The following is a 22,024-nucleotide window of genomic DNA, read 5'->3' as shown; positions in this document are numbered from 1 at the left end:
TCCCTATGACCCCACCCCTGACCAAACCCCTGGCCCCATCCTGGGTCAATCGCTTCAAGGAACAAACCTTGGAGCGCGGCCGGCGCTACACCCTGGAAAGACGTGTACGCATCGTTACCGCTGGAGACAGCGCTATCACCGCCAGTTGCGAAGGCTCCGGAGGCAATGTCTATCGGCAGAACATCAGCCTGCGGGAATCGAGCAAGGGCAACCTGCTGCTGATCGACGCCCATTGCACCTGCCCGGTCCGCAGCAACTGCAAACACATCGCCGCCGTGCTGCTGCAAGTGGAAGAAACCCTGGCCTTCCCCGCCGCAGCCAAGGATGCCGAACTGCTGGAAAAACTCTCCGCCGTCCTCGACAGCCGCCGCCCCGCCGCCCTGCCACAGCACTTGCTGGATGATGTTCAACCCGTACCGCGCCTGTGGCTGGCAAGCATCGAATTCAGCGCCTTCGAACCACGCAACGGCAAGATGCAACGCTATATCCAGCACCGTGCCGCACTGTCATTCAACTACATGGGCGAGTACGTCAGCGGCCAGAAGAATGCCGATGTGATCATCCGCCAGGAACATCAGACCCTGCGCATAAAGCGCCACCCCGAGCTGGAACAAGGCTGGCGCGAACAGCTGCGAAACCTGGGCTTCAAGATCGCCACTCGGCAGAGCAAGGCATTACCGGAAAGCGCCGGCGAGTTGTTCGAGATGGTCAACGACAGCGCCTGGCTGACCTTCACCCTCAATGAGCTGCCCAAGCTGCGCAACCGGAACTGGGAGCTGCAGATCGACGAAGGCTTCGGCTTCGACCTGACCGCCGTGGACGACTGGTACGCCAGTGTCGACGAAGCCCCTGGGCGCGACTGGTTCGACCTGGAGCTGGGGATCATCGTCAATGGCGAGCGTCTGAGCCTGCTGCCGATCCTGCTCAACCTGATGCGCTCCCACACCGAGATCCTCAACCCGGAGCGCCTGGCCAGGCGCCGTGACGACGAGTTGATCCTGGTGAACATTCCCAACCGACCCAACTCCTTGCACGGCCCGCTGCAAGTGGCACTGCCCTACGGCCGCCTGAAACCGGTGCTGGCAACCCTGGGGGAGTTCTATCTGCAGGAGCCCGGAGAAACCACCCTGCGCTTGAGCAGCGCCGATGCCACACGCCTGAACCCACTGCAGGACCTGCCGCTGCTCTGGGAAGGCGGTGAACATATCCGCACATTTGCCCAGCGCCTGCGCGACATCAAGGACTACTCGGCGCCGGTACCGGAGGGGTTGAATGCCACCCTGCGCCCCTATCAGCAGGAAGGCTTGAGCTGGATGCAGTCCCTGCGCCAACTGGAAGTGGGCGGCATCCTCGCCGATGACATGGGCCTGGGCAAAACCCTGCAGACCCTGGCGCATATCCTCAGCGAGAAAAACGCCGGCCGCCTGGACCGCCCTTGCATGGTGGTCATGCCCACCAGCCTGATTCCCAATTGGCTGGACGAAGCGGCGCACTTCACTCCCCAGCTCAAGGTGCTGGCACTGTATGGTGCCGGGCGCAAAAAACACTTCAAGCAGTTGGCCGAATACGACCTGTTGCTGACCACCTACGCATTGCTGCCCAAGGACGTCGAGCTGCTGGCAGCCCAGCCCTTGCACATGCTGATTCTGGATGAGGCTCAATACATCAAGAATCCGTCGAGCAAGGCTGCCCAGGCCGCGCGGGAGCTTAATGCCCGACAGCGTCTGTGCCTCTCCGGCACGCCCCTGGAAAACCATCTGGGTGAACTCTGGTCGCTATTCCACTTCCTGTTGCCGGGCTGGCTCGGCGACGCCAAGAGCTTCAACCGCGACTACCGAGTGCCCATCGAAAAGCACGCCAGCGAAGTGCGCCTGCAGCACCTCAACGGCCGGATCAAACCCTTCCTGCTACGCCGTACCAAAGAGCAGGTGGCCACCGAGTTGCCGCCCAAGACCGAGATCATCCATTGGGTCGAGCTCAACGAGGCGCAACGTGATGTCTACGAAACCATGCGCCTGGCCATGGACAAGAAAGTCCGCGACGAGATCACTCGCAAAGGCGTGGCGCGCAGCCAGATCATTATCCTCGAAGCCCTGCTCAAGCTGCGCCAGGTGTGCTGCGACCTGCGCCTGGTCAACGACTCGCCCCCGGCACGGGGCAGCTCGTCGGGCAAACTCGACAGCCTGATGGAGATGCTTGAGGAGCTGTTCGAAGAAGGCCGGCGCATTCTGCTATTTTCGCAGTTCACCTCGATGCTGAGCCTGATCGAAGCCGAGCTCAAACGACGCAAAATCGCCTACGCCCTGCTCACCGGCCAGACCCGGGACCGGCGCACGCCAGTGCGGGATTTCCAGAGCGGCAAGCTGCAGATCTTTTTGATCAGCCTCAAAGCCGGCGGCGTAGGTCTCAACCTCACCGAGGCCGACACCGTGATCCACTACGATCCATGGTGGAACCCGGCGACCGAGAGCCAGGCCACCGACCGTGCCTACCGCATCGGCCAGGAAAAACCGGTGTTCGTCTACAAGCTGATTGCCCGGGGCACCGTGGAGGAGAAGATCCAGCTCCTGCAACAAGAGAAGTCGGACCTGGCGGCAGGCGTGCTGGACGGGCGCAAGGCCGGCGACTGGAAGCTGCAGAGCGAAGACATCGAAGCCCTGTTCGCCCCGCTGCCGGACAAGAAAGCCGGCCGCTGACCCAATGTGGGCACCCGGGAGTTGCTCCTGGCGCCCATTTAGTCAGGCGTCCTCAGTCAATCAACTGGGCAGCCCTCAACGCCTCCAGGGCCTTGAGCCAGCGAGGGTCCTGCTTGTACTCGACATTGGCAAACGCCTGGCCACGCATCCGTGCAATGCGCGGCGACGGCTGCACTTTAAGGCGTTGAGCCGCGCTCAATGCCAACTCGGCCGCAGCACGGTCATTACACACCAGGCCCATGTCACAACCGGCGCCAAGAGCAGCTTCGATCCGGCTCGCGGCATCCCCCACCACATGAGCGCCGGCCATGGACAAGTCATCACTGAAGATCACCCCGTCAAATTGCAGTTCGCCGCGCAGGATGTCCTGCAACCAGCGCCGAGAGAAACCGGCCGGCTGGGGGTCGACTTGCGGGTAGATCACATGAGCCGGCATCACTGCCGCCAGCTGCTTGCTCAGACGAGCGAACGGCAGCAGGTCCTTGGCGCGAATCTCATCCAGGCTGCGCTCGTCGTTGGGGATCGCTACATGGGAATCGGCCTCGGCCCAGCCATGTCCGGGGAAATGCTTGCCCGTGGCCGCCATCCCGGCGCTGTTCATACCGCGGATAAAGGCCCCGGCCAACAGCGCCGCGCGCTCCGGATTCCCCTCGAAAGCCCGACTGCCCACCACCGCACTACGCTGATGATCAAGGTCCAGGACCGGAGCGAAGCTCAGATCCAGCCCCACCGCCAGCACTTCAGTGGCCATGATCCAGCCACACTGTTCAGCCAGGTACTCGGCATTCGGGTTGTCCGCGAGTGCGCGCATGGCCGGCAGACGAACAAAGCCCTGGCGTAGCCGCTGCACCCGGCCGCCTTCCTGATCCACCGCCAACAGCAGGTCTGGACGGATGGCGCGGATCGCCGCACTGAGCTCGCGCACCTGGCGCGGATGCTCGATATTGCGAGCAAAGATGATCAATCCACCCACTTCCGGCTGACGCAGGAGTTGGCGATCTTCAGCCGTCAGCCAGGTACCGGCGACGTCCACCATCAAGGAGCCTTGCAGGCCAACGGTCATAAAATTTCCTTAAACACAAATGCGCGCGCCATCAACGATGGCTTCCTGGAGACGCAGGCAGGGCCGCATCCGCGATGGGCACGACCGAACCGATCGACATCGACGAGAGGAAAGCACAGGGGGTAAAAACGAGAATCGGCATGGGCGGCTAGCTTAGCGGATGTAAGCTGTCGCGCCCACCCGTGAGGTCAAGCCTTGGCGACTGCCGGGGCCGACTTGCTACGCGGCTTGAGCTGAGCGCTAGCCATGGCTTCGTCCGTGACCCCGGTTTCGGCACGCATGCCGGCAGCGAGGAACGGCACCATCAGCCGCATCACCTGCTCGATGGAGGTATTGACCCCGAAATCAGTCTCGGCGATGGCGCGCAGCGCCTTGATCCCGGACATGCTGAAGGCCGCAGCACCCAGCATGAAGTGCACACGCCAGAACAATTCGATGGGAGGAATACGCGGCGCTGCTTCGTTAACCAGCAACATATAGCGGCGGAATACTTTGCCGTACATGTCTTCCAGATAACGCCGCAAATGGCCCTGGCTCTGACTAAAGGCCAGTCCCAGCAGACGCATGAAAATCGACAGGTCGTTGCCGCTGCGAGGCTGCACCACCAGCGCCTGCTCGACGAGGATTTCCAACAGTTCCTCAAGACTCGGCTTGCTGTCCGGTTTTGACTGACGCCGCTCCAGCTCGCGATCAAGACTGATGCAGAAAGGCCCAAGAAAGCGCGAGAAAACTGCCTGGATCAACGCCTTCTTGGAACCGAAATGATAGTTGACTGCCGCCAGGTTGACCCCGGCCTTGCTGGTGATCAGCCGCAACGAGGTTTCGGCAAAACCTTTTTCCGCGAACAACTGCTCGGCAGCATCGAGAATGCGTTCAACGGTTTCCGACTGGGCCATGGCTACTCCGCCTGACAAACACTTGTTTGAAACATACGTTTCAGGCTCTGCAATGTCAAGCCTGCCAGCCTCTGCAGAGACCGTTCGGCGCGCTATTTAATCATACCTGCCGACCTCTGTAGCCAGGCATCGGCGACGGATTCCACCATCAGGATGACGACCGCCCGGCCGACCCGGGAAAAAGGAGGATTGCCAAGTGACGTTCACTGTATATAATCCCAGTCACTGTATAAAAAGACAGAGCGATCGACATGCTAAAACTGACGCCACGCCAAGCTGAGATTCTGGCTTTTATCAAACGCTGCCTTGAAGACAACGGGTATCCCCCCACACGCGCCGAGATTGCCCAGGAGCTGGGCTTCAAGTCGCCCAACGCCGCCGAAGAACACCTCAAAGCCCTGGCCCGCAAAGGCGCCATCGAGATGACTCCGGGAGCCTCTCGCGGCATCCGTATCCCCGGCTTCGAAGCCAAAACCGACGACTCGCTGCCCATCATTGGTCGTGTTGCCGCCGGCGCCCCCATTCTGGCCCAGCAGCACATCGAAGAGTCCTGCAACATCAATCCGACCTTCTTTCACCCTCGCGCCGACTACCTGCTTCGGGTCCAAGGCATGAGCATGAAGGACATCGGCATCTTCGACGGCGACCTGCTCGCGGTGCACACCACCCGCGAAGCCCGCAATGGCCAGGTTGTAGTCGCACGGATCGGCGACGAGGTAACGGTCAAACGCTTCAAACGCGAAGGCAGCAAAGTCTGGCTGATCGCCGAGAATCCGGAATTTGCCCCCATCGAAGTCAACCTGAAAGATCAGGACCTGGTGATCGAAGGCTTGAGTGTCGGCGTCATTCGCCGCTAAAGGAGGCTCCATGCAGTTCCCCCAGACACCACAGCAAGCACAACTGCCACTGTTCGAAGCGTTCCTGGCCCAGCCACTGGCGCCTGTACTCAAGGAAGCAGTCGAATCGCCCTGGAACAAAGATCCAGAAGCCTTCAGTGAACTGTCGTTACGCGGCGCCACCGGGAACTGCCTGAACCTTCTGGCCCCCATTCTCAGGGAGCTGAGCCAGGATCAGGACGCTCGCTGGCTGACCCTGATCGCCCCTCCATCCAGCCTGACCCAGAGCTGGTTGCGAGAGGCTGGACTGAATCGCGAGCGCATCCTGCTGCTGCATCCACGGGGCAATCAAAGCCCGCAGCAGCTGGCCTGTGAAGCCTTACGACTGGGCCGCAGCCATACCGTGGTCAGTTGGCTGAACCCGCTAAGCGGCAGCGCCCGGCAACAACTGATCAGCGCCGCACGCACGGGTGATGCGCAAAGCCTGAATATTCGCCTGGGATAAACACCGGGAAGTCGCTGTAAATGCGCTTGAATGACGCGAGGCTTCTCCAGGATTGAGAAGCCGAAATAAATATGACGAATAACCGGAAGAAAACCGATAAACGGGCTTAGTGGAGAACCCGTGGACCGTCTTCTTTATCGATTTCACCTTCAACCAGGCGTCCGGCCATCTGCACGCCGACGCTCAACATGGCCTTGGCCACTTCCACATGCTGACCTTGCAAAAAGGCTTTGGCATCCTCGGAGAAATCCAAAGTAACCAGAGAACCCTCGTCCTCAGCTCTGCGCAGCTCGATACGGCCGTCTGGCAATTCGACAATTTCTAGAAAGGACGTTGGCATAAAGGTCTGGTCTCCACGAAAGGCGGGGATTATATCAGTCATAACCCCAGCCTCGCTCAGGATCTTGCATGGCAGCGGCTACTGCTCGACGCTCCCCTTCCCTTCTCCACCCGATGAACGCTAACCCGAACCTGCCACAGAGGCGCAGCAGAGCCCCTCAGAAATTCGGCTTGTATTCAAAACCCGCCGACGCCTGGCTGTCGGAAAACGGCGTGACCCGTGACTTTCTCAGGGTCAACCGATTGACCAGCGAGCCGGGAAACAACTGAATGCTGTTATTGAAATGCTCCACATTCAGATTGAACAGTGTAATGGCGCCGCTGACATTGCTTTCCTGCTCGGCAACTTCACGCATCAAGTTGTTCATCAGCCCAGCGGAATTGAGCTCAGGATAGGCTTCAAACGCCAGATTCAACCCTCCCAGCAACGCCTTGGTACCCTGATCCACCGACTTCAGCGCATCGCCATCCGCCACAGACGGCAAGCTGGCGATAGCGCCACGGAGCCCGACTATTTTCTCCAGCAACTGGCTCTCATAAGCCTGAAAACCGGCCACTTGCGGCTCAAGCACATCTAGCACCTTGATCTTCTGCCTCTGGTAGGTCAGCACATCCGACCAGGCCCCCTGCACACGGTTATATGCACCGACGATCTTGTTGTAATGCACATAGGCAAGAACACCCAAGACAATCGCAATGACTACCAACAACTCCATAACCTACTGCTCCATATCATCAGTGACTGTCAGCGGAAGCTCGAAATTGTTGTCCTGCAACTCCGCCAACTCGTGCACAAGGGCCAGAACCGGAAACAGGTTCGGCAATTTCAGCCCCTGCTCGATCTTTGCGTAGAAGCCCGGCAGATCCTCTAGGGCTCCCGGGTCCTGATAGGCCATGACTTCGGCATCATCGAAGCTCAGGCACAAGTGGCCCTGGCTGGAAAACTCCAGATTCACGTTCTTCAGCCGCTGGCAAAGACTCAGCAAGAAAACCAGGGTGGTGGGCGTTGCGAACCTCGCGCAGGCCAGCTCGCTATCGCCACAAAACATGAAAGTCCTGTTGAAGGCATCGAAGGTGGTCTCGAAAACCTTGCGCTTGGCAACTTTCTTATCCGGGAGATTGCTGCGCACTGCCACGCCCTTCACCCAGGGGAAGTCCACTACCAGGCTGAAGCGATCGAAGCTCTCGTACACCCGCTCGGACTCGCCATCGGATTTGTTCTTGATATGAGAGTTCACATAACGCAGGTGGTGAAAGACAAAAGACAGCTCATGCCGAGCTCCCTGATAGGTTCCCTTGGCCGAAGCCTCGATGCGACGACTGTCATTGCCACGGTCATAGTCGTCAAACTCATCACTCAGCTGACTGAAACGCTCATCAGCTGATCCACCCGGGTCCCACAGACCATTACTGAGGAACGAACACTTACGAGCTATCTTCTTCGGCAGCTCGTCAAAGGCTGCCTTACGGCTCATCCAGATGTACAGACTGGCAAAACCCAGGCACGCCGCAACAAACACCATCGGGATCACACCGGCCATCGCAGGCACGGCCGCAGCAATAGCCAGCATCAACAGCACCAGGGGCTGGGCATGATCGAACGCCAACCCCCCCTTGAAGGTACGGAGCTTGTCGATGACCTTCAGCAGATCCTCGTTGGACCTGGCGCGCGCAACTTCCGAATCGCAGTTGGCCAACAACCGGACCAGCTCGGCATCATGCTTGAGAAACTGCATCACTTTTCCTTGATCAATTCGCCGGGTTCAGCAGCCTGTGGAACGCTAGCAGGAACAACATGACCGTCGTGCTGCTGGGCCAGCCGCTCTATCAGCCCCAACAACGGATACAACTTCGGCAACTCGATGCCAGCCTCGATCCGCTCACGAAAGACCGCCAGATCACTCAACAACCCCGGATCGAGATAAGCCATGGTGTCTTCATTGTTGAAGCTCAGGCAGAGCCGTCCCTGGCTGGAGAACTCCAGATTGACCCCATGGAGCTGACGCGAAAGCTCCATCAACAAATCCAGCGTCGCAGGCCTGGCGAAGTGCTCGCAAAGGGCCGAGTCCATGCCGCGCAGCACAAAGGTTTGATTGAAATCGTCGCGGTCGGTCTTGAAGGGCTGTCCCGACAGCTGTATTTCCAAGGGACTGGATCGAACCGCAATCTCCCTCACCCAAGGAAAATCCACCACCAGACTGTAGCGGTGGTAGTTCGTGTAAACCGTCCTGAAGTCTCCGCTGGCCCCGCGCTCGCGACTGGAGATCACATATCGTAGATGGTGATACTCGAATGCCAGCGAATGCCACTCTCCTCGATACACCCCCTGGAGCGAGTCCAGGATACGGCGCCGCTCACTCTCGCTGCCCCGCTGGTAATCGGTGAACTCGTTGTCCAGTCTCTTCAGGCGCCAGTCAGCGCTACTGTCGAGTTCGCTCAAATCGTTGCCCAACATCATGCACTTGCGGGTAATGCTCGCCGCCAGATCCGTCAACGTCCCAGAGACGCCTTTGCTGACCCGGTAGCTGAAGAAACAAAGAGCCACAAACACCCAGAACATCCCGCCCATGCCATCCATCAACAACCCAGCCGCGAGCGCGGCAAACGCCAGCACCAAGAGCGTTATTGATTGCACATGATCGAATTCCAGGCCGCCGGGGAATATCTCCAGCCGGTCGAGCACTTCCAGCAGATCCGCCTTGGACTGAGCGTTGATGACTCGCATCTGGCAATCGCTCAGCAGGCGAACCAGCGCCTGGTCACGCAAGAAGAACAACATGAATCTTCCTTGATCAATTAAACGCGCCGCGCATCAAGCGACGCTAAGGTTCAACACTCGTTCAAGCCGTCACGAAAGCGAATGGCCAGGGCCTTGAGGTTTTGTCGCCAGCTTTCCAGCTCTTCACGACTCAACTCCTCTTCCGACTCCTCTTCATTCAGGTTGACCGCCACAATCAGCGGCTGAGTCACGTCCCCCTTGGGCTTGTGCGGCGCACGCGGCGGCTGGAACAGCTCCCCGTAAGCGGACAACAATTGCGCCAGCCAGGTTTGCGGGCTATGCGCCAGTTCCACCAATTCCGCCAGTTCGGGAATGGCAATGCTCTGCAGCACTTCACGATTGAGGATCTGCTCGACCCGGGGAGCATTGGCCTGGGGCAAGCGGTAGAAGCCGGCAATCTCGTGACAAAGCCCCAGCAAGGCTCCATAGAGATGAAACAACACCGACTCGCGCCCGGCCTGGACCAGCGCCTGGGCGTTCATCGCCCGCCCCTCTTCAGCCCGACCCAGGGCTTCCAGGGACAAGCCGGCAAAGTAGATCTTCTGATTGGTACGGGTATAGAGCTCGTGGGCCATATAGGCAGCCTCCACTATAGGAAGAGAACCGGATGCGGATGGCACAGTTTCAAGGATCACTCCAACTTGCCGCAAGACAAAAGAAAGGCCGCATGACACCCGAAGATGTCATGCGGCCTTTTTCATCGATGTGCCAGAAAACAAGTCCCCCAGCACGACAGTCGCTTAGCGCTTGTCTTCGACCTTCCAAGTGCCACCATCGTAGAAGGCACGCCAGCCGGTAGGCTTGCCATCGACCTCGGTCTGCACGTACTGCTCCTTGGTCTTGCGGCTGTAGCGCACCACGGCTGGACGACCATCCGGGTCCTTCTTCGGCGCTTCGCAGAGGAAGTGATACTTCGGATCGATCTCATCCTTGTGCGGGATCAGCTCCAGCACCAGCGGTGCACGGGTCTCGCGGTTCTTCGGGAACTGGCTGGCAGCCAGGAACAGGCCCGAAGCACCGTCGCGCAGGATGTAGGTGTCGTTGACCTTCTCGCATTTCAGCTCAGGCATCTTCACCGGGTCCATCTTCGGCGGCGCCGCATCACCGCTTTTCAGCAGCTTGCGGGTGTTCTTGCAGGTCGGGTTGGTGCAACCGAAGAACTTGCCGAAACGACCTGTCTTGAGCTGCATCTCGCTGCCGCACTTGTCACATTCCAGGCTCGGACCTTCATAGCCCTTGATCCGGTAGCTGCCCTCTTCGATCTCGTAGCCGGCGCAATCCGGATTGTTACCGCAGATGTGCAGCTTGCGCTTCTCATCCAGCAGGTAAGCATCCATCGCCGTACTGCAGATCGGGCAACGGTGCTTGCCGCGCAGTACCAAGGATTCAGATTCACCCTCGTCGTCCGCAGCGATCTCGTCGCCCGGCACCAGGTTGACGGTGGCCTTGCAACGCTCTTTGGGTGGCAGGCTGTAACCCGAGCACCCCAGGAACACGCCAGTGGAGGCGGTACGAATCTGCATCGGCCGACCACAGGTCTGGCACGGAATATCGGTCATCACCGGCTGATTGGCACGCATGCCGGTTTCAGCGCCCTCGGCCACTTCGAGCTTCTTCTTGAAGTCGCCATAGAACTCGTCAAGGACGTTTTTCCAGTCGCGCTCGCCTTGAGCCACGTCATCGAGGTTCTCTTCCATACCGGCAGTGAAGCCGTAGTCCATCAGGTTGGAGAAGCTCTCGGAGAGACGCTCAGTGACGATATCGCCCATCTTTTCCGAATAGAAACGACGGTTGTGCAAGGTCACGTAACCGCGATCCTGGATAGTGGAAATGATTGCCGCATAGGTCGAAGGACGGCCAATACCGCGTTTTTCCATTTCCTTCACCAGGCTGGCTTCGGAGTAACGCGCCGGCGGTTTGGTGAAGTGCTGGCTCGGGTCGAGCTTGATCAACTTCAGCACTTCGCCCTGAGCCATGTCCGGCAATACGTCGTCGTCTCCCGGCTTGCTGATCTGCGGCATGACCCGGGTGTAACCGTCGAACTTGAGGATGCGGCCCTTGGCGCGCAGTTCGAAGTCACCAGCAGCGACGCTGACGGTGGTGGACAAGTATTGCGCCGGCAGCATCTGGCAGGCGACGAACTGGCGCCAGATCAGCTCGTAGAGGCGCTCAGCGTCACGTTCCATGCCCGACAGCTTGCTTGGATGGGTATTCACGTCGGACGGACGAATCGCTTCGTGCGCCTCCTGAGCCCCTTCCTTGCTGCTGTAGACGTTAGGCGAGGCCGGCAGGTACTTATTGCCGAACTCATCTTCGATATAGGTCCGCGCCATCGCCACGGCATCAGCCGAGAGGTTGGTGGAGTCGGTACGCATATAGGTGATGTAACCAGCCTCATACAGACGCTGGGCCATCATCATGGTCTTCTTCACCCCGAAGCCCAGGCGATTGCTCGCGGCCTGCTGCAGGGTAGACGTAATGAACGGCGCCGACGGCTTGCTGCTGGTGGGCTTGTCTTCACGCTTGGCGACGCTGTAGGCCGAAGCCTTGAGCTTCTCCAGGGCAGCCATCGCCTGTGTTTCATTGAGCGGTTTGAAGGCCTCGCCGTTTTCACGGGCTACTTCAAAACGCACATTCGAGCCCTTGGCTGTGCCCAGGTCGGCGTGTACTTCCCAGTATTCTTCAGGGATGAAGGCACGAATCTCACGCTCACGCTCCACCACCAGCTTCACCGCAACCGACTGCACGCGGCCGGCAGACAGGCCACGGGCAATCTTCGCCCACAGCAGCGGCGAGACCATGTAGCCCACCACACGATCGAGGAAGCGACGAGCCTGTTGGGCGTTGACCCGATGAATATCCAGCTCGCCCGGCTGGGAGAAGGCTTCCTGGATCGCCTTCTTGGTGATTTCGTTGAACACCACGCGCTTGTAGCGGCTGTCGTCACCGCCGATGGCTTCCCGCAGGTGCCAGGCGATGGCTTCCCCTTCGCGGTCCAAGTCCGTTGCGAGATAGATGGTGTCGGCATCCTTGGCAAGGCGGCGCAGCTCTTCAATGACCTTTTCCTTGCCAGGAAGGATTTCGTACTTGGCCTTCCAGCCGTGCTCGGGGTCGACGCCCATGCGTGACACCAGCTGCTTGCGCGCTTTTTCCTTCGGCGACAAGGCCGGGGCTTCGCCCGCAGCGGCCTTGCCACGCTTGGCGGCTGGCTCTTTGGCGGCACTCGCCGAACCGCTGGTGGGCAGGTCTCGGATATGGCCGATACTCGACTTCACCACGTATTGGTTGCCCAAGTACTTGTTGATGGTCTTGGCCTTAGCCGGGGATTCCACAATGACCAGCGATTTGCCCATGGATCAGAAAATTCCTGAATTCGAGAAGTGAAAGGCGGTTGGCGCCTGACGCGGCCCCGCTATATATAGTGGCAACAAGGTGAGGTCAAGCGCAGGGTACTGCGCGACCTGCGCTCAAGCCGGTGAAAAAAGACTGAGTTCGGCCTGCACCAAAGCAAAGCGTGGGACCTGCTCGCCGTCAACTTCGACCGACTCCAGGAACATGCTCAAGGGGCGTACCCAAAAGCCGTAATCCCCATACAGGGCTTGGTAAAACACCACTTCTTCTTCCGTTTCCGAGTGCCGCGCCACGCTGAAAACGCGGTACTGCGGCCCCTTGTAATGCTGATAGAGCCCGGGTTGTAACTGCATGCTCTGGCCCTCGTGCAATTCTTTTCAAAATAAAAACAAATAAATCTACAGAAAAACAAAAACCGGGGCACAGGGCCCCGGCTTCCATCAACCCAACGCTTAAACGCGTTCGAAGACGGTCGAGATGCCCTGGCCAAGGCCGATGCACATGGTGGACACACCGAAGGTGCCGCCATTCTGCTTCATGACGTTGAGCAGGGTCCCGGAGATACGCGCACCGGAGCAACCGAATGGGTGACCCAAGGCGATCGCGCCGCCGTGCAGGTTAACCTTCTCGTTCATCTTGTCGAGCACTTTCAAATCTTTCAGCACTGGCAGGGCCTGTGCGGCGAAAGCTTCGTTGAGCTCGAAGAAGTCGATATCGTTGATGCCCAGGCCCGCGCGCTTCAGGGCTTTCTGCGTGGCCGGTACTGGACCATAGCCCATGATGGCCGGATCCACACCCGCCACCGCCATGGAACGGATCACTGCCAGCGGCTGGATGCCCAGATCCTGGGCACGCTGGGCCGACATCACGATCATGCACGAGGCGCCGTCGGTGATCTGCGACGAAGTACCGGCAGTCACGGTACCACCTTTAGGGTTGAACGCCGGCTTCAGGGCCGCCAGGCTCTCTAGGGTGGTCTCGGGACGGATGGTTTCGTCGTAATCGAACAGTTTCAGGAAACCGTTCTCGTCGTAGCCCTGCATCGGGATGATCTCATCCTTGAACTTGCCTTCCACAGTCGCCTTGTGGGCGAGCTGGTGGGAACGCACGCCGAAGGCGTCCTGCTGCTCACGGGTGATGCCGTGCATCTTGCCCAGCATCTCGGCGGTCAGGCCCATCATGCCCGAGGCTTTGGCCGCGTACAGGGACATGTGCGGGTTCGGATCGACACCGTGCATCATGCTCACGTGACCCATGTGCTCGACGCCGCCGACCACGAACACGTCACCGTTGCCGGTCATGATCGCTTGCGCAGCGGTGTGCAGGGCACTCATGGACGAGCCACACAGGCGGCTGACGGTCTGGCCAGCCGAGGTGTGCGGGATCTGGGTCATCAGCGACGCCATGCGCGCGATGTTCCAGCCCTGCTCCAGGGTCTGGTTGACACAGCCCCAGATCACGTCCTCGACTTCCGCCGGGTCGACCTTGCTGTTGCGTTCCAGCAGTTTGCTGATCAGGTGCGCCGACATGTCTTCGGCGCGGGTGTTGCGGTGCATGCCGCCCTTGGAGCGGCCCATCGGAGTACGACCGAAGTCTACAATCACGACGTCTCTAGGATTCAAGCTCATATGTTCACTCTCGCTCTAGTGTGGGCGCTTAACCGAAGAAGCTCTGGCCGTTCTTGGCCATTTCACGCAGCTTCGCGGTCGGGTGGTACAGCGCGCCCAGATCGGCGTACTGGTCGGCCAGGGCAACGAACTGGGCAACACCGATGGAATCGATGTAGCGCAGCGCACCGCCACGGAATGGAGGGAAACCAATGCCGTAGACCAGGCCCATGTCCGCTTCGGCAGCGGTTTCGACGATGCCGTCTTCCAGGCAACGAACGGTTTCCAGGCACAGCGGGATCATCATCCAGTTGATGATGTCTTCGTCGGTGACTTCACGCTGCTCGTAGACAATTGGCTTGAGCACTTCCAGTACCGATGGATCGGCGACCTTCTTCTGCTTGCCCTTCTTGTCGGTTTCGTAGGCGTAGAAACCCTTGCCGTTCTTCTGTCCCAGGCGCTTGGCCTCATAAAGCACGTCCACGGCCGAGCGGCGGTCGTCCTTCATGCGATCCGGGAAACCTTCAGCCATGACGTCGCGACCGTGGTGGCCGGTGTCGATACCGACCACGTCCATCAGGTACGCCGGGCCCATTGGCCAGCCGAATTTTTCCATGATCTTGTCGATGCGCACGAAATCCACACCGGCGCTGACCAGCTTGGCGAAGCCGCCGAAATACGGGAACAGCACGCGGTTGACCAAAAAGCCCGGGCAGTCGTTGACCACGATCGGGTTCTTGCCCATTTTCTTGGCGTAGGCAACGGTGGTGGCAACGGCCAGCTCGCTGGACTTCTCGCCACGGATCACTTCCACCAGCGGCATCATGTGCACCGGGTTGAAGAAGTGCATGCCGACGAAATTTTCCGGACGCTTGAGGGCCTTGGCCAGCAGGCTGATGGAAATGGTCGAGGTGTTGGACGCCAGGATGGTGTCTTCCTTGACCTGACCTTCCACTTCAGCCAGCACGATCTGCTTGACCTTGGGGTTCTCGACTACGGCTTCGACCACCAGGTCGACGTTGCCGAAATCACCGTAGGACAGGGTCGGACGAATGCCATTGAGCACTTCGGCCATCTTCGCTGCGGTCATGCGGCCTTTATCAACGCGGCCTACCAGCAGTTTCGCGGCTTCTGCCAGACCCTGCTCGATACCGTGCTCGTTGATGTCCTTCATCAGGATCGGCGTGCCCTTGGAGGCAGACTGATAGGCGATACCGCCGCCCATGATGCCGGCGCCCAGCACGGCAGCCTGCTTCACATCCTTGGCGATCTCGTCGTAGGCCTTGGCCTTTTTCTTCAGCTCCTGATCGTTCAGGAACAGACCGATCAGGCTCTGTGCGGCAGAGGTCTTGGCCAGTTTGACGAAGCCGGCGGCTTCCACTTCCAGAGCCTTGTCGCGGCCAAAGTTGGCGGCTTTCTGAATGGTCTTGATCGCTTCCACCGGCGCCGGGTAGTTCGGACCCGCCTGGCCGGCAACGAAACCTTTGGCGGTTTCGAAAGCCATCATCTGCTCAATGGCGTTGAGCTTGAGCTTTTCCAGCTTAGGCTGACGCTTTGCCTTGTAGTCGAACTCGCCGGAAATGGCGCGCTTGACCAGGGCCAGAGCGGCATCCTTGAGTTTATCGGGAGCAACCACAGCATCGACGGCACCGACTTTCAGCGCGTCTTCAGCACGGTTTTCCTTGCCAGCAGCGATCCACTCGATGGCGTTGTCGGCACCGATGATGCGCGGCAGACGCACGGTACCGCCGAAGCCCGGGTAGATGCCCAGCTTGACTTCCGGCAGGCCGATCTTGGCACTGGCAGCCATGACGCGGTAATCCGCGGCCAGGCACATTTCCAGACCACCGCCCAGGGCGATGCCATTGATCGCGGCAACGGTCGGCACGTTGAGGTCTTCGAAATCGCTGAAGATCTTGTTGGCTTCGAGGTTGCCAGCCACCAGCTCGGCATCCGGCAGCTTGAAGTTGTCGACAAACTCGGTGATGTCGGCGCCGACGATGAACACGTCCTTGCCACTGCTGACGATCACGCCCTTGATCGAAGCATCTGCCTTGATGGTGTCAACAGCCTGACGCAATTCATTCAGGGTTAGACGGTTGAACTTGTTGACGGACTCACCCTTGAGGTCGAAATTCAATTCGACGATGCCACTTTCAAGAGCCTTAACCGTGATGGCTTTACCTTCGTAAATCATCAACTGATCTCCACGATATGGAAGCTGAACAGTACACGTCGGACGCTGACTTCTGGCTTGGCACTAACGTCACCGTCGATGCTAACGCCAATCCGCCAGGCACACCCGCCAACGCGATAGTCGGGATTCTGTATAGAGCCGCCTGCGATGCAAACGCTCATTTCATACGCCCGTTTGATTTGGGTACGCCACATTCAGGGAAAATCCGACAATTGTCAATCGTACAAAACGCTGTTTGAAACGCGACTTTGCGGTCACTTCACTGCTCCCCGGACGATCAACACGACCCTGCATTCATCGCCATTCATAGGATCAATATTTAGAAAAATCGCCCTAAATCGTCCGCCCACAGGGAACGATAACGACTAAGCTGGGGATATATCTGAAGAAAAGATCAGAAAGTTTTTATCGAATAGGGGCACAGCCCAGACAGCAAGAAGCCACCCGAGAGTGGCTCAAACAAGATTACCGGCCTGCCTGGCCATCCCGCCCGATGCTGAGTCGGGCTTTTTATTACCAAACACCCACGATTGCGGCGGGTGCCCTCCTCCATGGCTTCAGGCCAAGGCCTTGAGCACCGAGGCGATATCCTGCAGGACACTGACCTCGCCGCGCTCGCTCCAGTACAGGGCAATCAGCTGCCTGTCCGCTTCAACCTTGAAGACCCCTGGCGGCAAGGTCTGCAGATGCTGGAGCAGCGACTCATCGACACAGGGCTCACGCCACTGATTGACCCAGCTCCCGGGGGCTATCTGCCAGTAACTCCAGCAGGCCGATTGTGCGCCGCGCCTCGGCCGGTGGTATTGCGGGCAAGGATTGGGCGGCTCCTGAGCCAGCCAATGCGGCCATTCCTGGGGTGCCAGTTGCATGGCCAACCCCATGCGCCGCGCCTCCATGCGCAAGGCGATCAAGCCGCTCTGGCGGCGCGAGGGCCGCAGCCACGCCAACGGGCTCAGAACCACCGCAAGGATTGACACCACTATCCAGACCGTCATATCAGTACTCTCGATTTTTTGATGAGCGGGGCCTGGGTGAAACCAACCCGCTTGAAACCAGCCATACTTGAAGCTATTGCAATCCTCAGGAGGAGCGCCTCATGTCCTACCACCATATTCTGGTCGCCGTAGATTTAACCGAAGAGTGCGATCCTGTTATCCACCGCGCTCGCGAGCTGTCGGTGAGCAATGGGGCCAAGCTGTCCCTGGTGCACATCGTCGAACCGATGGCCATGGCCTTCGGCGGTGACGTGCCCATGGATCTTTCGCAACTGCAGCAGCAACAGTTCGACCAAGCCAAGGAACGCCTGGATCGACTGATCCACAAGTACCCAGAGCTGACCAAGGAATACAGTCACCTGACTTATGGACAGCCGCGCCAGGAAATACACCATCTGGCCAAGGAACAGGAATGCGACCTGATTGTGGTGGGCAGCCACGGCCGTCATGGCCTGGCCCTGCTGCTGGGCTCCACCGCCAATGACGTCCTGCACGGCGCACCGTGTGACGTGCTGGCTGTGCACCTGGCCAAACGCTAAGCCCTCGCCCGACAGCTGCCAAACCGGTAACTGCTGCGAAAAAAAGCCCGACGCTGAAGTCGGGCTTTTTTATCACTCGCCAGTCACTCAGGCATCCAGTTCGGCCCAGCGCTCGACCATCTGCTCCAGCTCGGCATTCAACTGCTCCAACCGGGCAATGACCGCAGCGGTTTCAGCCGCCGGGCGCTGATAGAAGCCGGCATCGGCCATTTCCGCCTCGACCCCGGCGATCTGTTGCTCCATGGCATCGATCTGCCCCGGCAACGCCTCAAGCTCACGCTGCAATTTGTAGCTGAGCTTCTTCTTCGCCGGAGCCTCCTGCACAGGGGCTGGCGCTGCGGCTTGCACCGGCGCAACCACGGCGGAATTCAGTTCGGCCTTGCCGGACTTGTTCTCGGTAACCCCCAGCAACCGCGGCGAGCCGCCCTGGCGCAGCCAGTCCTGATAACCGCCAACGTACTCGCGAACCTTGCCTTCACCCTCAAAGACCAGGGTGCTGGTCACCACGTTGTCGAGGAAGGCCCGGTCGTGGCTGACCATCAGCACCGTGCCCTGGAAGGTCAGCAACACCTCTTCCAGCAGCTCGAGGGTTTCCACATCAAGGTCGTTGGTCGGTTCGTCGAGGACCAGCAGGTTGGCCGGCTTGCTGAACAGCTTCGCCAACAACAACCGGGCACGCTCACCGCCAGACAATGCCTTGACCGGCGTACGAGCACGTTGCGGGCTGAACAGGAAGTCACCGAGGTAGCTGAGGACGTGACGGCTCTGCCCATCGATCTCGATGAAGTCACGACCTTCGGCAACGTTGTCGATCACGGTCTTTTCCAGGTCCAACTGATGGCGCAACTGGTCGAAGTAGGCCACGTCGATCCGCGTCCCCTCTTCCACCTTGCCGCTGCTAGGCACCAGGCCGCCGAGCATCAGCTTGAGCAACGTGGTCTTGCCGGTGCCGTTGGCGCCCAGAAGGCCAATGCGGTCGCCGCGCTGCAGGACCATGGAGAAGTCCTTGACCAGGAACGGGCCGTCCGGGTGAGCGAAGCTGACATTCTCCAGCACCATCACCTGTTTGCCGGACTTGTCGGCGGTTTCCAGCTGGATATTGGCCTTGCCGGTACGCTCGCGACGTTCGCTACGCTCCACGCGCAGCGCCTTGAGGGCCCGCACACGACCTTCGTTACGGGTACGCCGGGCCTTGATGCCCTGGCGAATCCACACTTCTTCCTGGGCCAGACGTTTGTCGAACAGTGCGTTGGCGGTCTCTTCAGCCGCCAACATGGCTTCCTTGTGTACCAGGAAGCTGGCGTAGTCGCCGTTCCAGTCGATCAGGCCACCGCGGTCCAGTTCGAGGATGCGGGTGGCCAGGTTCTGCAGGAAGGAACGGTCGTGGGTAATAAAGAGGACGGCGCCCTGGAAATCCTTCAGCGCCTCTTCCAGCCAGGCAATGGCGCCGATGTCCAGGTGGTTGGTCGGCTCGTCGAGGAGCAGCAGATCTGGCTCGGATACCAGGGCCTGCGCCAACAGCACGCGACGCCGCCAGCCACCGGACAACTCGGCGAGGGTCTTGTCGGCGGGCAGCTGGAGGCGGCTCAGGGTGCTGTCCACCAGTTGCTGCAGGCGCCAGCCGTCACGGGCTTCGAGGTCGTGCTGGACGTGCATCAGTTTTTCCAGATCGGCATCGGTGACGATGTTCTGGCTCAGATGGTGGTACTGGGCCAGCAGCTCGCCAACACCGTCCAGGCCCTGGGCAACCACGTCGAACACGGTCCGCTCGTCGGCCACAGGCAGTTCCTGGGGCAATTCGCCGATCTTCAGACCGGGTGCGCGCCATACGGAGCCGTCGTCGGGCTTCTGATCGCCCTTGACCAGCTTCATCATGCTGGATTTGCCAGTACCGTTACGGCCGATGATGCACACCCGCTCACCACGGGCGATCTGCCAGGACACCTTGTCCAACAACGGCATGGCGCCGAAAGCAAGGGACACATCGCTGAATTTGAGCAGGGTCATGTTCTTCTCCAAAAACTGGGCGCGCATTCTACCTGACTTGCGCCCTCAGAAGGCCCGCTATTTCGCCACCGGCGACCCCAAAGGCACTTTTGTTGCCAACTGATGCCAAGGGCTCGGCAAAGCTTTCACCGGTTGCTGGCAAAAGGCTAAGCTAGTGAACAATCAGTGTTGGCCCTGTCGGCACTTGTCATGATTTCTCTGCCCGGATGTCTCATGCGCAGTCGCCTTTTCAGCCTTTTATCCTGTCTGCTTCTTTCCGCCACTGCCGTCCAATCCACACAGGCGGCGGACCTGACCCAACAACGCCAATATTACGATGAAGCCAAGCGCGCCCTGGCCAAGGGCGATTCAGGCCCTTACTTCCGTTATGCCGATGCCCTGCGCGACTACCCGCTGGAGCCTTACCTGGCCTATGACGAACTTACCGCCCGCCTGAAGAGCGCCAGCAACGCCGAGATCGAGAAATTCCTCGCCGAACATGGCGACCTGCCTCAAGCCAACTGGATGAAACTGCGCTGGTTGCGCTGGCTGGCGGAACGCGGCGACTGGGCCACCTTCACCCGGTATTACGACCCAAAACTCAACTTCACCGAGCTGGACTGCCTCAACGGCCAGTACCAACTGGGCCATAACCTCAAGGCCGAGGGCTACGCCGCCACCGAAAAGCTCTGGCTGACCGGCAAATCCCAACCGGCCGCCTGTGACGCGCTGTTCGCCCAATGGGCCGCCGAAGGCCAACTGACCGAACAGAAGCGCTGGCAGCGGGCCAAGCTGGCGGCCGAAGCCCGCAACTATCCCCTGGCCAACAGCCTGGTCAAGAGCATGACCACCCTCGCGCCCCAGGGCCGCCTGCTGGTGGACGTGGCACAAAAACCGGAGCTACTGAGCCAGCCTTCGCGCTTCCAGCCCGCCGATGAAGCGATGTCCGACGTGGTCGGCCTGGGCCTGCGCCGCCTGGCTCGCCAGGACCCGGACAAGGCCATGGCCCTGCTGGACGGCTATGCCAGCAGCATGCACTTCTCCCGTGACGAAAAAGTGGCCATTGCCCGCGAAATCGGCCTGACCCTGGCCCGGCGCTTCGATAGCCGCGCTCTGGACGTCATGACCAAGTACGACCCCGAGCTGCGGGACAACACCGTCTCCGAATGGCGCCTGCGCCTGCTGCTGCGTCTGGCGCGCTGGGAAGATGCCTACCAGTTGACCCGCAAGCTGCCTCAGGACCTGGCCAGCACCAACCGCTGGCGCTACTGGCAGGCGCGCAGCCTGGAACTGGCCCAGCCAAAGAACCCCCAGGCCCTGGTGTTGTTCAAAGGCCTGGCCCGGGAGCGTGACTTCTACGGTTTCCTCGCCGCCGATCACGCCAAGGCCCCTTATCAGCTGAACAACCAGCCGCTGATGTTGAGCCAGGCGGTCATCAACAAAGTGCGCAATACCCCAGGCGTGCGTCGCGCCCTGGAGTTTCATGCCCGAGGCCAGATCGTCGACGGTCGCCGTGAGTGGTACCACGTCAGCCGGCACTTCAACCGCGACGAAATGGTGGCCCAGGCCAGGCTGGCCTACGACCTGAAATGGTACTTCCCGGCCATTCGCACCATCAGCCAGGCCCAGTACTGGGATGACCTGGACATCCGCTTCCCCATGGCTCACCGCGACACCCTGGTGCGCGAAGCCAAGGTCCGCGGCCTGCATTCCAGCTGGGTGTTCGCCATCACCCGCCAGGAAAGCGCCTTTATGGACGATGCCCGTTCCCACGTGGGCGCCAGCGGCCTGATGCAATTGATGCCCGGCACTGCCAAGGAGACCGCGCGCAAGTTCAGCATTCCCCTGGCCTCTCCCCAGCAAGTGCTGGACCCGGACAAGAACATCCAACTGGGTGCGGCGTACCTGAGCCAGGTCCACAGCCAGTTCAACGGCAACCGGGTACTGGCATCTGCCGCCTATAACGCGGGGCCTGGACGGGTGCGTCAATGGCTCAAGGGCGCCGACCATTTGAGTTTCGACGTGTGGGTGGAAAGCATTCCCTTCGACGAAACCCGCCAGTATGTGCAGAACGTGCTGTCCTACTCGGTGATCTACGGCCAGAAGCTCAACTCGCCACAGCCGCTGGTCGACTGGCATGAGCGCTACTTCGACGATCAGTGAAACCAGCCTCCCCACAAGCCCGCAGTGATGCGGGCTTTTTATTGGGCTGCCACCCCCACGGGAGCTGGCTTG

18 protein-coding genes are annotated in these 22,024 nt (G+C 59.8%); 5 read left to right on the top strand and 13 right to left on the bottom strand.

The window, feature by feature from the left end:
• Positions 1-5 precede the first annotated feature (5 nt).
• Positions 6-2,696, top strand: coding sequence for an SNF2-related protein (locus FW796_RS24705; protein ID WP_446440197.1), 2,691 nt, complete (start codon positions 6-8; stop codon positions 2,694-2,696).
• A 52-nt stretch (positions 2,697-2,748) separates the two neighbouring features.
• Here FW796_RS24705 and nagZ read toward each other — a convergent pair whose 3' ends face one another.
• Positions 2,749-3,747: a beta-N-acetylhexosaminidase gene (gene nagZ / locus FW796_RS24700; RefSeq protein WP_446440218.1), complete on the bottom strand. Its 999-nt coding sequence runs from the start codon at positions 3,745-3,747 to the stop codon at positions 2,749-2,751.
• Positions 3,748-3,947: 200 nt separating this feature from the next.
• Positions 3,948-4,655: a TetR/AcrR family transcriptional regulator gene (locus tag FW796_RS24695; RefSeq protein WP_016967101.1), complete on the bottom strand. Its 708-nt coding sequence runs from the start codon at positions 4,653-4,655 to the stop codon at positions 3,948-3,950.
• 251 nt (positions 4,656-4,906) lie between these two features.
• Between FW796_RS24695 and lexA the strand changes: the two genes are divergently transcribed.
• On the top strand, positions 4,907-5,512 hold the full coding sequence (lexA, locus tag FW796_RS24690) for a transcriptional repressor LexA (protein ID WP_123724029.1): 606 nt from the start codon (positions 4,907-4,909) through the stop codon (positions 5,510-5,512).
• Between the two features lie 10 nt (positions 5,513-5,522).
• Positions 5,523-5,996, top strand: coding sequence for an SOS-induced cell division inhibitor SulA (gene sulA / locus FW796_RS24685; RefSeq protein ID WP_346631781.1), 474 nt, complete (start codon positions 5,523-5,525; stop codon positions 5,994-5,996).
• 106 nt (positions 5,997-6,102) lie between these two features.
• On the opposite strand, the gene FW796_RS24680 is transcribed toward sulA, so the two are convergent.
• The 10 genes from FW796_RS24680 to FW796_RS24635 all read right to left on the bottom strand — a co-directional run bounded on the left by FW796_RS24680 (position 6,103) and on the right by FW796_RS24635 (position 17,264).
• On the bottom strand, positions 6,103-6,336 hold the full coding sequence (locus tag FW796_RS24680) for a hypothetical protein (protein ID WP_011060267.1): 234 nt from the start codon (positions 6,334-6,336) through the stop codon (positions 6,103-6,105).
• 157 nt (positions 6,337-6,493) lie between these two features.
• A complete protein-coding gene (locus FW796_RS24675) occupies positions 6,494-7,051 on the bottom strand; it encodes a LemA family protein (RefSeq protein WP_446440196.1) in 558 nt (185 codons plus the stop codon).
• Between the two features lie 3 nt (positions 7,052-7,054).
• Positions 7,055-8,071, bottom strand: coding sequence for a hypothetical protein (locus tag FW796_RS24670; RefSeq protein WP_446440195.1), 1,017 nt, complete (start codon positions 8,069-8,071; stop codon positions 7,055-7,057).
• Complete coding sequence (locus tag FW796_RS24665; RefSeq protein ID WP_446440194.1) at positions 8,071-9,114, bottom strand: hypothetical protein; 1,044 nt, start codon at positions 9,112-9,114, stop codon at positions 8,071-8,073. Before FW796_RS24665 ends, FW796_RS24670 begins: the two co-directional genes overlap by 1 nt.
• Before the next feature lie 50 nt (positions 9,115-9,164).
• Entirely contained in the window at positions 9,165-9,689 is a 525-nt protein-coding gene (locus FW796_RS24660; RefSeq protein WP_346631785.1) for a DUF6586 family protein, read from the bottom strand.
• A gap of 165 nt (positions 9,690-9,854) precedes the next feature.
• Positions 9,855-12,467 carry a type I DNA topoisomerase gene (gene topA / locus FW796_RS24655; protein ID WP_123724035.1) on the bottom strand — a complete coding sequence of 871 codons (2,613 nt, stop codon included), beginning with the start codon at positions 12,465-12,467 and terminating at the stop codon, positions 9,855-9,857.
• A 114-nt stretch (positions 12,468-12,581) separates the two neighbouring features.
• A complete protein-coding gene (locus FW796_RS24650) occupies positions 12,582-12,818 on the bottom strand; it encodes a DUF1653 domain-containing protein (protein ID WP_446440193.1) in 237 nt (78 codons plus the stop codon).
• 99 nt (positions 12,819-12,917) lie between these two features.
• Positions 12,918-14,093: an acetyl-CoA C-acyltransferase FadA gene (gene fadA / locus FW796_RS24645; protein ID WP_346631786.1), complete on the bottom strand. Its 1,176-nt coding sequence runs from the start codon at positions 14,091-14,093 to the stop codon at positions 12,918-12,920.
• A 28-nt stretch (positions 14,094-14,121) separates the two neighbouring features.
• Complete coding sequence (fadB, locus tag FW796_RS24640) at positions 14,122-16,269, bottom strand: fatty acid oxidation complex subunit alpha FadB (protein ID WP_402891230.1); 2,148 nt, start codon at positions 16,267-16,269, stop codon at positions 14,122-14,124.
• Between the two features lie 557 nt (positions 16,270-16,826).
• Positions 16,827-17,264 carry a hypothetical protein gene (locus FW796_RS24635; RefSeq protein ID WP_446440192.1) on the bottom strand — a complete coding sequence of 146 codons (438 nt, stop codon included), beginning with the start codon at positions 17,262-17,264 and terminating at the stop codon, positions 16,827-16,829.
• A gap of 101 nt (positions 17,265-17,365) precedes the next feature.
• On the opposite strand from FW796_RS24635, the gene FW796_RS24630 reads away from it, so the two are divergent.
• On the top strand, positions 17,366-17,803 hold the full coding sequence (locus FW796_RS24630; RefSeq protein WP_123724037.1) for a universal stress protein: 438 nt from the start codon (positions 17,366-17,368) through the stop codon (positions 17,801-17,803).
• A gap of 87 nt (positions 17,804-17,890) precedes the next feature.
• On the opposite strand, the gene FW796_RS24625 is transcribed toward FW796_RS24630, so the two are convergent.
• Positions 17,891-19,810, bottom strand: a complete 1,920-nt coding sequence (locus tag FW796_RS24625; RefSeq protein ID WP_102863783.1) for an ATP-binding cassette domain-containing protein — start codon at positions 19,808-19,810, stop codon at positions 17,891-17,893.
• 213 nt (positions 19,811-20,023) lie between these two features.
• On the opposite strand from FW796_RS24625, the gene FW796_RS24620 reads away from it, so the two are divergent.
• Positions 20,024-21,952 (top strand): transglycosylase SLT domain-containing protein, encoded by a 1,929-nt coding sequence (locus FW796_RS24620; RefSeq protein ID WP_346631789.1) that lies wholly within the window; start codon positions 20,024-20,026, stop codon positions 21,950-21,952.
• Positions 21,953-22,024 lie beyond the last annotated feature (72 nt).

The sequence above is a fragment of the Pseudomonas sp. 910_21 genome (assembly GCF_052850735.1).
Note: the sequence above shows the minus strand (reverse complement) of the source record. Positions and strands in the feature narration are given on the sequence as shown.

Coding starts and splice junctions, on each gene's coding strand:
- lexA (WP_123724029.1), top strand. CDS start 4,907: ATGCTAAAACTGACGCCACGCCAAGCTGAGATTCTGGCTTTTATCAAA.
- FW796_RS24665 (WP_446440194.1), bottom strand. CDS start 9,114: ATGTTGTTCTTCTTGCGTGACCAGGCGCTGGTTCGCCTGCTGAGCGAT.
- FW796_RS24625 (WP_102863783.1), bottom strand. CDS start 19,810: ATGACCCTGCTCAAATTCAGCGATGTGTCCCTTGCTTTCGGCGCCATG.
- FW796_RS24695 (WP_016967101.1), bottom strand. CDS start 4,655: ATGGCCCAGTCGGAAACCGTTGAACGCATTCTCGATGCTGCCGAGCAG.
- fadB (WP_402891230.1), bottom strand. CDS start 16,269: ATGATTTACGAAGGTAAAGCCATCACGGTTAAGGCTCTTGAAAGTGGC.
- FW796_RS24650 (WP_446440193.1), bottom strand. CDS start 12,818: ATGCAGTTACAACCCGGGCTCTATCAGCATTACAAGGGGCCGCAGTAC.
- FW796_RS24680 (WP_011060267.1), bottom strand. CDS start 6,336: ATGCCAACGTCCTTTCTAGAAATTGTCGAATTGCCAGACGGCCGTATC.
- FW796_RS24635 (WP_446440192.1), bottom strand. CDS start 17,264: ATGACGGTCTGGATAGTGGTGTCAATCCTTGCGGTGGTTCTGAGCCCG.
- FW796_RS24705 (WP_446440197.1), top strand. CDS start 6: ATGACCCCACCCCTGACCAAACCCCTGGCCCCATCCTGGGTCAATCGC.
- FW796_RS24630 (WP_123724037.1), top strand. CDS start 17,366: ATGTCCTACCACCATATTCTGGTCGCCGTAGATTTAACCGAAGAGTGC.
- FW796_RS24675 (WP_446440196.1), bottom strand. CDS start 7,051: ATGGAGTTGTTGGTAGTCATTGCGATTGTCTTGGGTGTTCTTGCCTAT.
- fadA (WP_346631786.1), bottom strand. CDS start 14,093: ATGAGCTTGAATCCTAGAGACGTCGTGATTGTAGACTTCGGTCGTACT.
- FW796_RS24670 (WP_446440195.1), bottom strand. CDS start 8,071: ATGCAGTTTCTCAAGCATGATGCCGAGCTGGTCCGGTTGTTGGCCAAC.
- topA (WP_123724035.1), bottom strand. CDS start 12,467: ATGGGCAAATCGCTGGTCATTGTGGAATCCCCGGCTAAGGCCAAGACC.
- FW796_RS24620 (WP_346631789.1), top strand. CDS start 20,024: ATGCGCAGTCGCCTTTTCAGCCTTTTATCCTGTCTGCTTCTTTCCGCC.
- sulA (WP_346631781.1), top strand. CDS start 5,523: ATGCAGTTCCCCCAGACACCACAGCAAGCACAACTGCCACTGTTCGAA.
- FW796_RS24660 (WP_346631785.1), bottom strand. CDS start 9,689: ATGGCCCACGAGCTCTATACCCGTACCAATCAGAAGATCTACTTTGCC.